Here is a 12175-nt window from a genome sequence, read left to right on the forward strand (position 1 = left end):
ACCGGAAAGGGTGCTGCGTGGCGTACGTTCTGTTCTTCTACAACATCGCGATCAGCTTCGCGAGCCTGTGCTTGTGCTGGGCGTTCGCGTCCCGGTACCGCATGCGCGGCGAGCGCGCCCTCCTGTTCGCATCGCTACTCTTCGGGGTGTACTTCCTCGACATCATGGTGCTCTACATGTACGACTTCATCCCCGAGTTCGAGGAGGCGTTCCGCGCCCTGCGCGCCGCCGCGCCGTACGCGTACTCGTCGCTCAGCTTCGCCATGCTCGTGCTGTACCGCCTGCTCGTGGGCGAGGCCGTGGGCCGGCCGTTCACCACGCGAGAGGTGCCGCTGTGGATCGTGTGCTGCGTCGGAGCGTTCTGCAGCTGGTTCGTGCCCGACGACGGGGCGTCTATCGCCGTGGAGCTCGTGTTCGCCACGGTGCTGAGGTTGTGGGTCGTTGGATTCGCGCTCTGGGGGCTGGCGAAGGGGAGGGGCTCGCTCGGGCGGCGCACCGTCGTGGCGACCGTCGCGTTCGTCGTCGTGTTCGCGTCGTGCGAGGCGGTCGAGACCGTCATGACCGTGCACGACATCCTGCAGATGAGCTTTCCTCTACGTAGGCTCCCGATGGAAGTGCTCGGGTGCTTCTGCATGCTGCTCGGCGTGATGTATCTGCTGATGGGGAAGCTTGATCGCAAACGGGCGGCGCGCGCCCAGCTTGTGCCAACGATCGCTCTGACCTACGGTCTGACGAAGCGCGAGGCCCAGGTGCTGGGGCTGCTCGCCGAGGGCCTGAGCAACCGCGAGATCAGCGAGCGCGAGTTCATCTCGGTGGGCACGGTGAAGACGCACGTCCACAACATGTGCGCGAAACTGGGCGTGGAAGGGCGAAGCGAGTTGCCGGCGTTTCTCAAGCGGGAGCTGCGCGAGTCGCTGCGCCATCAAAGGACCTGAATTTTTCGCCAAACCCCCCGGTTCAGCACGATCGCCTAGCCGTTCCCTTCCGGTTGAACATGGCGACGCCCCCGCTGGTTGTGCTACTCTGCGAGAGACGTGATCGACGAGGCGAAGGGGCTCCATGCGACAGGCGATCGAGCGCATCTTCAAGGTGGAAAAGCGCGGCAGCACATTAGGCACCGAGGTGGTCGGCGGCCTCACCACGTTTCTGACCATGGCCTACATCGTGGCGGTGAACCCGGCCATGATGGAGGCGGCCGGCATGCCGTTCAATGCGGCGCTCACGGCCACGTGCCTGGGCGCGGCCGTGATGACCGTGGCCATGGGCGTGATCGCGAACCGGCCCATCGCGCTTGCGTCGGGCATGGGCATTAACGCCATCGTGGCCTACACGCTGTGCGGCAGCATGGGGCTCGACTGGCGCGTGGCCATGGGCGTCGTCTTCCTCGAGGGCGTGTTCATCTTCGTGCTGGTCATGTGCGGTCTGCGCGAGGCCGTGATGAACGCCATTCCCGTGGCGCTGCGCCGGGCCATCGGCATCGGCATCGGCCTGTTCGTGGCGTTCATCGGGCTCAAGGGCGGCGGTCTCGTGGCCGACGACCCCTCCACGCTCATCGCCATGGGCGACCTCACCTCGCCGCACGCGGCGGTGGCCATCGTGTCCATCGTGCTGGCGGTGGGCCTCACGGTGCGCGGGTCGAAGGGGGCGCTGCTCATCTCCATCGCCGGTGCCGTGGTCGTGGGCATTCCCCTCGGCGTGACCACGCTGCCCACCAGCTTCGACTTCTCGCTGGACTTCGCGGCGTTCGCGGCGCCGTTCCAGGCGCTGCCCGACGGCGGCGGGCTGGCCATCGTGCAGGTGCTCGCGCAGCCGGTGCTGCTGATGTTCGTGTTCAGCCTGCTCATGAGCGACTTCTTCGACACCATGGGCATCGTGATGGCGGTGGGCGCCAAGGCGGGCTTCGTCGACGAGCAGGGCGACATCGAGGACGTGCGCCCCATCCTGGCCGTCGACTCGGCAGCCGCGGCGGCGGGCGGCTTCATCGGCGCCAGCTCCATCACCTGCTACGCGGAGTCCACCTCCGGCGCGGCGGCGGGTGCGCGCACGGGACTCTCGAACCTGGTGGTGGGCGTGGCGTTTCTGGCTTGCGCGTTCCTCGCGCCCATCGTGGGCATGGTGGGCGCCTCGGCCACCTGCGGCGCGCTCGTGGTGGTGGGCTACCTGATGATCCGCGAGATCGGCGATATCGACTGGTCCGACGCCGCCGCGGCCTTCCCGGCGTTCGTCACCATCGTGGGCATCCCGTTCACATACTCCATCGCCAACGGCATCGGCTTCGGCTTCATCTCGTACTGCCTGGTCAAGATAGTGCGCGGCCAGGCACGCGACGTGAAGCCCCTCATGTGGGTTGCCTCGGCCGCGTTCCTCGTCGCCTTCGTCGCGTTCGGGTAGGAGGGACGCCAGAGTCGAAGCCCGCTCGCCGCCCTACGACTTCCGCGTCGTCTCTTTCTTGCACTTGGGGCAGACGACGCGCAGGGTGCCCTTGCCGCGGGGGACGGACAGCACGGTGCCGCAACCCTTGCACTTGAAGTAGCGGGTGGTTTTGCGGTTCGTCCACGCCTTCTTGGCCAGCGCATACGTGCGCTTCGGGCCCTTCATGATGCGCTCGTAGGCCTCGTTTTCCTTGCGGCGTTGGGCGAAGTTCTTGGACAGGCTGCGGAAGATGGCCACGGCCAGGCAGGCGAACGAGAGCCAGGAAAGCAGGTCGAGTCCGGGGATGATCGACAGCAGGAGGGCGATGATGCCAAGCGCGACCAGCCCGTTCGAGAGGCTGTCGTTGCCGTAGCGCCCCTGCATCCACCGCGCCAGGTTCATCATCATGTTCTGCAGAAACGACTTCATGCGTCGCGCCTCCCGCCGGTTGCCCTCAGAGTGCGCCCTTCGGTCCGAGTTTCCATCCGAAGGACGCGTCCGTATACGATACGGCGTTTCGAGCTGCGACGCCCCCCGGTTCCCCCGCCGTTACCGAACGGTCACGATCCGGGTGAAGCGACCGATCGGCAAAAGGGAAGCGCCCAAAGCTCGAAGCTCAGGGCGCTTTTCGCTATACGATGGGGAAGGCGAGCTCCTATGCCGGGCGGATGACCAGCTCCTTGATGAGGCTGTCGTCGAGGCTGCACACGCCGTCGTTGCAGTTCTCGATCTGGGCGAGCGCGTGGATGATGATGCCGTTGTAGTCGGCGTAGAAGTTCACCGTGCGCTCGTCCACCACGCGCGGGTCGAGCATGCCGTAGCCGCCGAACATGAACTTGTTGTGGTAGTACATCTCGATGGCGTTGCGGCCGTACAGAAACGAGTTCTGGCGCTTGGCGTTGGAGGGGCAGTAATCCACCAGCCGGCAATCCTCGGCGAAGCAGGCGGCCAGCGCCTTGTGGTCCTTGCTCTGCATCGCGGTGACGAAATCGTTGATGACCATGGTCGCCTCCTAGTAGACTTTCTCGGAATTGAGCAGGGCGTCGGTGCCGCCGTCCACGAACAGGACCACGCCGTTGATGCCGCTGGCCTCGGGGCTGGCCACGAACGCCATCACGTTGGCTATCTCCTCCGGGTCCATGAGCGGCTCCTCGCCGAAGTGCGTGGGCACGGGGATGGCCTCCATGGCGGCGCGCTGCTCGGGCAGCATGTTGCCGGTCATGGGCGTGCGCACGTTGCCGGGGGCCACGGCGTTCAGACGCACCCCGCGCGAACCCCAATCCGAGCTCATGCGGCGCACCCAACGGGCCAGCGCATACTTCGTGGACGCGTAGTACACGTGCCCCACGGCCGGGTCGATGTCTTTCACCAGTTCAAGAATGCGATCCTCGTCGGCGTGGTTGTTCAACATGCCGGCCACGTCCATGCGGGCCGCGCCCTGCGCGATGGAGTTCGACGACGTGATGACGCAGCTGCCGCCCTTCTTCTCCAGCAGGTCGCGCACGCCCTTGGCCATCTCGGTGGCACCGAAGTAGTTGAGCGAGATGATGAGCGAGATGGGCACCTTGCCGCCCGACACGCCCGCGTTGCAGATCATGGCGTCGATGCCCTCGGGGTAGCGCTCGTGCAGCTCGGCGATGGCGCCCGCGCGGCCTTCCTTCGTGGCCAGGTTGGCCTCGATGTCGCCGTCCTTGAGGTCGATGTTGACCACCTCGTGGCCCCGCTCGCGCAGGATCTCGGCCGTCTTCGCGCCGATGCCGCTCGAAGCGCCCGTGATGACGTAGATGCCCATGGACCGTCCTTTCATGCCAGCTTGCCAGGCAAGCCTTATCGATACGCGGTACTATTACATTTCCGATGATAGCACGGCCGATGCCGCCGTGTTCGGCAGGGCGGTCGGCGGCGGGCGATGCGTCGCGCATGGCGGTTCTGCTTCGGCGAATGGCGCAAAGGGGATGGACGTGACAGGGCGTGACAAAGGGACGGGACGGCGTCACGCTCTCAAAAGCCTCGCGGGGCCCTATCGCTTCGGTGAGCGTGACAATATCCCCGTCCCTTCGTCACGCCGTCCCTTCGTCACGCCCATCGGCAAGCGTGCGAATACGGCGTCGGCGACGGTGCCGGTGACGAATCCCGTCGCGAGGCCCGCGACCATCAGGATGGGCAGGTAGAGGGCGATCTCGGGCGTGGCGGTGAGCAGCACGGCCACGCCGATCTGCCCCGCGTTGTGGGCCACGGCGGCGGCCATCGAGCACAGCCGGATGTAGGCCGGCGGGGCGAGGCGCGCGAACGCGAGCGTCACGGCGAGCGCGAGCGCGCCCCCGGCAAGGCTGAACGGCAGCGCGGCGAGCTGGCCGGTGAGCGCGGCGGCCAGCACGACGCGCACGAGGAACACGATGACGGCCTCCACGGGTCCCAGCCAGAACGCCGCCAGGATGGTGACGATGTTCGAGAGCCCCAGCTTCATGCCGGGCACCGGTGCGGGAATGGGCAGCATCGACTCGAGCGCGGCGATGGCCAGCGCGAGCGCGGCCAAAAGCGCGCAGCGGCTCACCCGGAGGGCGGCCCTGCGCTCAGCGCGTGACGGCGTCGATGCCACCCTCGGCCTCCTCCCCGTCCCCGCCGGCCGCCTGGCCGTCCACCGTGATGGTGAGCCCATGGGGGACGCACGCCGCCACCTTGCCGGGGGCGTCGATCCAGCCCGCGCGCACGCACACGCCATCGGGGCAGTCCGCCTCGGCGATGCGGATGCGGCCGGGTTCCACCTGCACGACGTTGACCCCGCGCGCATCTTCGAAGCGCAGCTCGAAGGGCTCCTCCACCGCCGCGAGGTCGATGGTCTGCATCACCTCGCCGTCGCGCGCGATGACGGCCGTCGGATGGCCTCCCCCCGTCTGGACGAGGGTGCCCGCCTGCACGGCGAACAGCGCGGCGGCCGCAAGCACCACCGCGACCGCGAACGCCGCCTCGGCCCGGTGCGCCCGCCTCCGCACGCGATCCGCCTGCGCGCTCATCGTTCCACCGTCGTCGCGTCGGCGTACGCCCCGGCCGGCTCGAACGCGTCGGCGAGCCCCGCGGTCACGTGCACGGAGCCGTCCTTGCCGATGAGCACGGCCTCGAACGCCGCGTCGCCGCCTTGCGCGTCGCATGCGCGCCAGAACGCGAGCGCGTCGTCGAGGCCCATCACGAACAGCGCCGTCGACAGCGCGTCGCAGCGCGCCCCGTCCGGCCCGATGACGCTCGCCGATGCGAGGTCGGAGTCGGCGGGGTAGCCGGTGGCAGGGTCGATGAGGTGGTGGCGCACCACGCCCTCGTCGTCGGTGAAGAAGCGCTGGTAGGGGCCCGAAGTGGACACGGTAGCGCCCGCGGCGAGCTCGATCGCCCCGGCCAGCTGGTCGGGCGCGGCGGGGTCGGCGACGCCCACCCGCCACGGGCTGCCGTCGCCCTTCGCGCCGAGCGCCGTCACGTTGCCGCCCAAATCGAGCAGGGCCGAGGAAGCCCCGCGCTCGGCGAGGATGGCGCGCAGCTCATCGGCCGCGAAGCCCTTGGCCACGCCGCCCACATCGATCTGCGCCCCGCCCGAGAGCGCCACGGTCCCCGCCGCGTCGTCCACCGCCGCAGCCCCGTAGCCCACGCGCGGCAGCAGCGCCGCGATCTCGTCGGGGGAGGGCGTGCGGTGCTCGCCGTCGGTGAAGCCCCAGGCGTCGGTCAGCGGGTACACGGTGGGGTCGAACGCCCCGTCCGTCTCGCGCGCGGCGGCGAGCGCGGTCTCCACGAGCGCACGCACATCATCGCCTACGTTCTGCGGGGCTCCCCCTGCGGCGTTGAGTCGCGCGAGCTCGCTTTCGCCGCCGGCGGGCGCCAAAAGCGCGTCCAGCTCCTCCACGCGCGCGACGCAGGCGGCAAGCGCCTCGTCGGCCGCGGCCTGCCCGTCGGCGCTCACCGTCACGGTCATCGCCGTGTCCATCGCCGTGAACGTCCTCGTCGCCGTCGCGTCGCCCGCGCCCCCCGACGCGCCCGGACCCGTGCATCCCGCGAGTGCCGCGGCCAGCCCGCATGCCGCGAGCGCGCGAAACGCCCGTCCTGCCCAGGCGGGGCGGGACGGGCGCAGGTTGCGTCTCTGTCGGAGGGTCGGCGTCATGACGCCATCATATCACCTGAAGACGAGTTTCGAGATCGCGCCGGTGGGGCACGCCTCCGCGCACGCGTCGCAGCCGATGCACGTGGACGGCTCCACGCGGGCGACGTTGTTCTCCACGGTGACCGAGGAGGTGGGGCACGCCTTCACGCACTTCTGGCAGCCGATGCAGCCCACGTTGCATACCTTGCGCGTCTTCGCGCCCGGCATGGTGTTCTTGCAGGTCACGATGGCGGCCGTAGGGGAATCCCCCTGGCCGATCAGCGAGATGACGCCGCGCGGGCAGACGCTCTCGCACGTGCCGCACCCGGTGCAGGCCGCCGTGTCCACGCGCGCCACGCCGTTGTCCATGACGATGGCGTCGAAGGGGCACGCGTCGGCGCAGTCGCCGAAACCGAGGCAGCCGAAGGGGCACGATAGGCTCGTGTAGAACAGCGTGCTGTACACGCGGCAGCTCGGCACGCCCTGAAACTCCAGGTGGGGGTCGATGTGGTCGAGCGAGCCCCTGCACGCGACGAACGCCTCCTTCTGCACGACGCCCGTGGACTCCACGCCCAGAAACGCCGCCAGCGCCTCGGCCACGCGGTTGCCGCCGGTGGTGCAGGCGTTGGGCGGCGCGCCGGCGAGCATCGCCTTGGCGTACTGCTCGCAGCCCGGGTAGCCGCAGGCGCCGCAGTTCACGCCCGGCAGGATGCTGGCCAGGTAGGTGAGGCGCTCGTCCTCGCCGATGGCCAGCTTCTTCGACACGATCAACAGCAGCACCGAGCCGATGAGGCCCACGGCGGCCATGAGAAGAACGGTCCAGATAACGGTGTCCATGCTCTTCCCTCCCTTTCTACAGCACGCCGAACAGGTTGTCCACCACGCCCGCGAAGCACATGAAGCTCAAAGACACGAACGCCGCGGACACGAGCGTGATGGGCATGCCCTTGAACGCCTTGGGCGGCTCGGCCTCGTCCACGCGGCGGCGCACGCCGCTGAACAGCCACATGGCCAGCAAGAATCCGAGGCCCGCGCCGAGCGCCGCCACGAGCGCCTGCGGGTAGTTGTAGCCCTCGTCCACGGCGAGGATGGTGACGCCGAGCACCGCGCAGTTGGTGGTGATGAGCGGCAGGTACACGCCCAGCGCCTCGTGCAGCGCGGGGAGGAAGCGCTTGATCACGATCTCGAGCGCCTGTACGAGCACGGCGATGACGAGGATGAACGCGATCGTTTGGAGGTACCCGAGCCCGAGGGTGTTCAAAAGCTGCTGCAGGGGCCAGGTGACGGCGGTGGCCAGCACCATGACCACGGTCACCGCGCAGCCCATGCCCACGGCCGAGTCCAGCTTCTTCGACACGCCGAGGAACGGGCAGATGCCCAGGAACTTCACCAGCACGTAGTTGTTGACGAGGATCATGCTGAAGAGTATTGCGGCGAACTCGGCCATCATGCCTCACGCTCCTTCACGCTCAAGTCGCACATCTGGCAGGCGGCGCACGCGGCGTCCTGCGACGCGATGGCCTCCTCCTCCGGCTCGCCGACGCGGCGCTTGCGGCGCATCTCGATGGTCACGGAGATGGCCACCAGCACGCCGAGCACGGCGAAGCCGCCCGGGGGCATGATGAACACGCTCATGGGCTCCATGATGCCCAGCAGGATGGGGAAGCCGAGCAGCGTGCCCGCGCCCAGAAGCTCGCGGATGGCCGACATGATGACGAGCGTGATGGTGAAGCCCACGCCCATCCCCAGGCCGTCGAGCGCGGCGTCCTTCACCGGGTGCTTCGAGGCGAACACCTCGGCGCGTCCGAGCACGATGCAGTTCACCACAATGAGCGGCAGGAAGATGCCGAGCGCCTGGTTGAGATCGGGGAAGTACGCTTCCACCAGCATCATCGTGATGGTCACGAAGCCGGCGATCACCGTGATGAAGGCGGGCAGGCGCATGGTGGTGGGGATGATGTTGCGCAGAAGCGACACCACGATGCCCGAGCACACGAGCACGAACGTGGTGGCCACTCCCATGCCGATGCCGTTGGTGACGGCGGTGGTCACGGCGAGGGTGGGGCAGAGTCCCAGCATTTGGCGCAGCGAGGGATTCTCCACGAGGATGCCCTTGCTGAACACGGAGAGCATGGAGGGCTTTTCGTTGACGTCGGCCATCAGAGTGCTCCCTTCTCCGTCGCGGGTTCGGCGGCGGGCGCGGACGCCTCGCCGGCCGTGGTCTGGTAGGCCTCGACGGCCTCGTTGATGGCGGCGAGCGCGGCCTTCGACGAGATGGTGGCGCCGGTGATGGCGTCGATGTCGTCGATGGTCATCGGCTCGGCGGCGCGGCCGACGAACTGGTCGGTGAAGTCGGGCAGCTGCACCTTCGTGCCGAGGCCCGGCGTCTCGGTGTTGCTCATGCCGATGACGCTGGTGATGGTGCCCGCGTCATCGAAGGCAACGGCCATCGGCACCTGGCTCGAGTAGCCCTTCGACTGGGCGATGATGGCGTAGCCTTCTCCGCCCGCGGCCTCCATGCACGCGGTCACGCCGGGCACGTCGCACGGCAGCGCCTCGAAGCCCTCGGCCTCGGGGATGAGGGCCGAGTAGGTGGCCTGGGCGCGCGCCTCGCGGTTGGCCAAGATGGTGGGAAGCGTGAGGTTGTCCACGGTTCCCAGCAGAAATCCCACGATGGCGCAGATCAGCACCAGGACGAGGGCCGGTTTCGCCAGGCCCGTCCACGCGGTCTCGGTGCGGGCAGCGGTGTTCTCCGTCGTCGCCATTATTCGCCTCCTTCTTTCCTCGCGCGTGCGAAGCGGCGCTTCTTCGTCCCGCCGAGCGGCGTGGTGGCCGTGAGCGAGTCGATGTAGGGCACCACGAGGTTCATGAGCAGGATGGAGTACGCCACGCCCTCGTTCATGTTGCCCCAGAAGCGGATGAGGCAGGTGATGAGCCCGAGCCCCACCGCGAAGATGACCTGCCCCCTGAACGTGGTGGGGGAGCCCACGTAGTCGGTCGCCATGAACACGGCGCCCAGCAAAAGGCCGCCGCCGAACACCTGCGTAGCCACGTCGTGGCCGGTGAGCAGGCTGCACACGATGACGGTGCCCACGTACACGCCCGGGATGGTGAACGTGATGGTGCGCGTGGCCAGAAGCCAGATGAGGCCGAGCAGGATGGCCGCCCCGCACGTCTCGCCGAGCACGCCCGGATGCACGCCGAACAAGAGGTCCATGAACGGCAGCTGCGCCGCACCGGTGGCGAGCGGGGTCGCCGAGCTCACGGCGTCCACCGCGGCCGCGCCGGGCAGCAGCGGGTTGGGGGCGGCGTAGTTGGTCATGGCCGCGGTGAACGACACCGACAGCACGATGCGGGCGACGATGGCGGGGTTCACGAAGTTGCGCCCGATGCCGCCGAACAGCTCCTTCACCACCACGATGGCCACGAACGAGCCGATGACCGCCATATACAAAGGTATGGTGGAGGGCAGGTTGAACGCCAGCAAGAGACCTGTGACCACGGCGGACAGGTCGCCGACGGTCTGGGGGGCCTTGCGCAGGAGGCACCACAGGTACTCGAACAGCACGCACGCGAGCGTGGTCACCGCGGTCACCAGAAGCGCGTCCACGCCGAAGATGACGATCGAGGCGACGAGCGTGGGAACGAGCGCGATCAGCACGTTCAGCATCACCTTCTGGGTGGAGATGCCGTCGAACACGTGCGGAGCCGACGACAGGACGAGCGGCCGGTTCATCTTTTCCATCTATCTCCTCCTCGCCATCTCGGCGCGCATGAAGTCGCGCGCGAGCTTGCTCGTCTGGGCGAGCGGCTGCTTGGCCGGGCACACGAACGAGCAGGTGCCGCAGCCCATGCAGAGGTCCGCCATGAGGGACTCGAGCTTGTCGACGTCCTGGACCGTGTAGGCCTTCTTGATCCCGATGGGCGAGAGCTGCATGGGGCAGGAGTTCGCGCACCGGCCGCAGCGGATGCACGCGGTGGTGGGCGGCTGGGCCATGCCCTCCTCGCTGAACACGAGCACGCCGTTGTTCTGGCGGATCACCGGGTAGTCCATGTCGATCTGGGCGTTGCCCATCATGGGGCCGCCGAGCACCACCTTGCGCGGCTCCTTCTTGAGGCCCGCGAACTCCATCACGTCGCGCAGGCGCGTGCCGATGACGATCTCCACGTTGCAGGGGCGCTCCACGGCGTCGCCCGACACGGTGAAGCGGCGCTTCACCAGCGGCATGCCGGTTTTGAGGAAGCGGCCGATGGAGGCCATGGTGGTCACGTTGTTCAGCATGACGCCCACGTCGGTCTGGCGCTTGCCGCGCGGCACGACGCGGCCGGTGGCGTTGTACACGAGCACGTTCTCCGCGCCCTGCGGGTAGCGGCTCGGCAGCGACTTCACCTTGATGGCGGGGTCGTTCTTCGTGAGCTCGCGCAGGTGGGCGATGGCCTTGGGCTTGTTGTCCTCGATGCAGATCAGCGCGTTGGGGATGTCGAGGTATCGGCACGTCTCGCGGATGCCGAACAGCAGGTCCTCGGCGTTCTCCATCATCTCGCGGTAGTCGGTGGACAGGTACGGCTCGCACTCGGTGCCGTTGACCACGTAGAGGTCGATCTCGTCGAGGTTGGGCGGTGCCAGCTTGATGTCGGTGGGGAAGCCCGCGCCGCCGAGGCCCACCAGGCCGCTCTTCTTGACGGCGGCGAGGAACGACGCGCGGTCGGTCACCTCGGGCGGCTTGACGGTGTCGGCCACGGTCTGCTGGCCGTCCGTCTCGATGATCACGGTGGTGTCGGTCTTGCCCGAGGAGTAGTACACGGGCTGGATGGCCTTCACCGTGCCCGAGACGCCGGAGAAGATATCGGCGGACAGGCCGCGCGGCGCGTGTCCGACGAGGCTGCCCACGTCGACGTGGTCGCCTTTCTTCACCACCGGCTCGCACAGGGCACCGATATGCTGCTGCATGGGCAGCACGATCTCGCTCGGCAGCGGCATGACGATAGTCTCGAGCTCCGCCGTGTCCTTATGGTGGGGGACGGCGGCGCCTCTCATGCGGCGGAATCGCGAGAGCACGGATGGAGCGTTCATCGTCGATCTCACTCCCCTCGAAGCGGTTCTGGGACGGGCAGGACGCCTCGCGGCCTCGTCGAACGCGGCTAGCCGCGCGGGCGCGGCTCGTATGCGGTCGATTGAGGGCTGCGAAGTTCAAGTTATCCTACGGGAGCGGCGGCGGCTGCGCCAGAGATCATCGGCAAAAGGGTGCCCCGTCGCTCGCCAAAGGTTGACAGTTCGGAAACATTGTGCCGAAACCGCCGGTAAACGGCTGAGCGCGGCCGCGCGCTCGGGTCGCCATCCCGACGAGCGGAGCGTGTTCGTTGGGTCCCCTGCGGCGTCAGCCGCATGGCATCCGAATCGCGTGCACGGGGTTCTTCGCCGTTTGCGCCCCTCGAATGCAGCAAAATCACCGCCCTGAAGCTCATGCGGGCCGACGGGGGAGCGCCAGCACACGCCGACCAGGGAAAACGTCGCCAGTCCTCGCGCGATTCGACCCTGCGAGGCCCGGGGGTGCGCCGAAAAGCTTCAGAGCGGTGATTTTGCTGCATTCGACCCCCTGGATTCCGGTAGAGCTGCCCAGGGGGGCCGGAGCCCGCCTCTTG

The 12175-nt window shown here is 68.1% G+C and carries 14 protein-coding genes; 2 read left to right on the top strand and 12 right to left on the bottom strand.

What is annotated here, in order from left to right; genetic code table 11:
- The first annotated feature begins 17 nt into the window (after positions 1–17).
- Both FX134_RS12300 and FX134_RS12305 read left to right on the top strand, forming a co-directional pair.
- Positions 18–935: a helix-turn-helix transcriptional regulator gene (locus tag FX134_RS12300; RefSeq protein ID WP_197735981.1), complete on the top strand. Its 918-nt coding sequence runs from the start codon at positions 18–20 to the stop codon at positions 933–935.
- A gap of 124 nt (positions 936–1059) precedes the next feature.
- A complete protein-coding gene (locus FX134_RS12305; protein WP_080802407.1) occupies positions 1060–2391 on the top strand; it encodes an NCS2 family permease in 1332 nt (443 codons plus the stop codon).
- 33 nt (positions 2392–2424) lie between these two features.
- On the opposite strand, the gene FX134_RS12310 is transcribed toward FX134_RS12305, so the two are convergent.
- The 12 genes from FX134_RS12310 to rsxC form a co-directional block, all read right to left on the bottom strand.
- Positions 2425–2841, bottom strand: coding sequence for a zinc ribbon domain-containing protein (locus FX134_RS12310; protein ID WP_080802409.1), 417 nt, complete (start codon positions 2839–2841; stop codon positions 2425–2427).
- Positions 2842–3067: 226 nt separating this feature from the next.
- The gene (locus FX134_RS12315; protein WP_080802412.1) at positions 3068–3415 is read right to left on the bottom strand and encodes a nuclear transport factor 2-like protein; all 348 of its coding nucleotides are present in this window, start codon (positions 3413–3415) and stop codon (positions 3068–3070) included.
- Positions 3416–3424: 9 nt separating this feature from the next.
- Positions 3425–4204 (bottom strand): SDR family oxidoreductase, encoded by a 780-nt coding sequence (locus FX134_RS12320; RefSeq protein WP_080802414.1) that lies wholly within the window; start codon positions 4202–4204, stop codon positions 3425–3427.
- A 228-nt stretch (positions 4205–4432) separates the two neighbouring features.
- On the bottom strand, positions 4433–5011 hold the full coding sequence (locus FX134_RS12325) for a Gx transporter family protein (RefSeq protein ID WP_080802417.1): 579 nt from the start codon (positions 5009–5011) through the stop codon (positions 4433–4435).
- Positions 4986–5426, bottom strand: coding sequence for a NusG domain II-containing protein (locus tag FX134_RS12330; protein WP_232050945.1), 441 nt, complete (start codon positions 5424–5426; stop codon positions 4986–4988). Before FX134_RS12330 ends, FX134_RS12325 begins: the two co-directional genes overlap by 26 nt.
- Entirely contained in the window at positions 5423–6379 is a 957-nt protein-coding gene (locus tag FX134_RS12335) for an FAD:protein FMN transferase (RefSeq protein ID WP_232050946.1), read from the bottom strand. The genes FX134_RS12330 and FX134_RS12335 overlap by 4 nt, the downstream gene beginning before the upstream one ends.
- A gap of 186 nt (positions 6380–6565) precedes the next feature.
- Positions 6566–7369 carry an RnfABCDGE type electron transport complex subunit B gene (locus FX134_RS12340; protein ID WP_080802422.1) on the bottom strand — a complete coding sequence of 268 codons (804 nt, stop codon included), beginning with the start codon at positions 7367–7369 and terminating at the stop codon, positions 6566–6568.
- A 16-nt stretch (positions 7370–7385) separates the two neighbouring features.
- Positions 7386–7982: an electron transport complex protein RnfA gene (locus FX134_RS12345; RefSeq protein ID WP_172623476.1), complete on the bottom strand. Its 597-nt coding sequence runs from the start codon at positions 7980–7982 to the stop codon at positions 7386–7388.
- A complete protein-coding gene (gene rsxE, locus FX134_RS12350) occupies positions 7979–8692 on the bottom strand; it encodes an electron transport complex subunit RsxE (protein WP_080802425.1) in 714 nt (237 codons plus the stop codon). Before rsxE ends, FX134_RS12345 begins: the two co-directional genes overlap by 4 nt.
- Entirely contained in the window at positions 8692–9297 is a 606-nt protein-coding gene (locus FX134_RS12355) for an FMN-binding protein (RefSeq protein WP_080802428.1), read from the bottom strand. Before FX134_RS12355 ends, rsxE begins: the two co-directional genes overlap by 1 nt.
- On the bottom strand, positions 9297–10277 hold the full coding sequence (locus tag FX134_RS12360; RefSeq protein WP_080802431.1) for an RnfABCDGE type electron transport complex subunit D: 981 nt from the start codon (positions 10275–10277) through the stop codon (positions 9297–9299). The genes FX134_RS12355 and FX134_RS12360 overlap by 1 nt, the downstream gene beginning before the upstream one ends.
- On the bottom strand, positions 10278–11606 hold the full coding sequence (rsxC, locus tag FX134_RS12365) for an electron transport complex subunit RsxC (RefSeq protein WP_080802433.1): 1329 nt from the start codon (positions 11604–11606) through the stop codon (positions 10278–10280).
- Positions 11607–12175 lie beyond the last annotated feature (569 nt).

This window comes from Arabiibacter massiliensis, from assembly GCF_902386925.1.
Classification (GTDB): Bacteria; Actinomycetota; Coriobacteriia; order Coriobacteriales; family Eggerthellaceae; genus Arabiibacter; species Arabiibacter massiliensis.

Coding starts and splice junctions, on each gene's coding strand:
- FX134_RS12305 (WP_080802407.1), top strand. CDS start 1,060: ATGCGACAGGCGATCGAGCGCATCTTCAAGGTGGAAAAGCGCGGCAGC.
- FX134_RS12310 (WP_080802409.1), bottom strand. CDS start 2,841: ATGAAGTCGTTTCTGCAGAACATGATGATGAACCTGGCGCGGTGGATG.
- FX134_RS12315 (WP_080802412.1), bottom strand. CDS start 3,415: ATGGTCATCAACGATTTCGTCACCGCGATGCAGAGCAAGGACCACAAG.
- FX134_RS12320 (WP_080802414.1), bottom strand. CDS start 4,204: ATGGGCATCTACGTCATCACGGGCGCTTCGAGCGGCATCGGCGCGAAG.
- FX134_RS12330 (WP_232050945.1), bottom strand. CDS start 5,426: ATGAGCGCGCAGGCGGATCGCGTGCGGAGGCGGGCGCACCGGGCCGAG.
- FX134_RS12335 (WP_232050946.1), bottom strand. CDS start 6,379: ATGGACACGGCGATGACCGTGACGGTGAGCGCCGACGGGCAGGCCGCG.
- FX134_RS12340 (WP_080802422.1), bottom strand. CDS start 7,369: ATGGACACCGTTATCTGGACCGTTCTTCTCATGGCCGCCGTGGGCCTC.
- FX134_RS12345 (WP_172623476.1), bottom strand. CDS start 7,982: ATGATGGCCGAGTTCGCCGCAATACTCTTCAGCATGATCCTCGTCAAC.
- rsxE (WP_080802425.1), bottom strand. CDS start 8,692: ATGGCCGACGTCAACGAAAAGCCCTCCATGCTCTCCGTGTTCAGCAAG.
- FX134_RS12355 (WP_080802428.1), bottom strand. CDS start 9,297: ATGGCGACGACGGAGAACACCGCTGCCCGCACCGAGACCGCGTGGACG.
- FX134_RS12360 (WP_080802431.1), bottom strand. CDS start 10,277: ATGGAAAAGATGAACCGGCCGCTCGTCCTGTCGTCGGCTCCGCACGTG.
- rsxC (WP_080802433.1), bottom strand. CDS start 11,606: ATGAACGCTCCATCCGTGCTCTCGCGATTCCGCCGCATGAGAGGCGCC.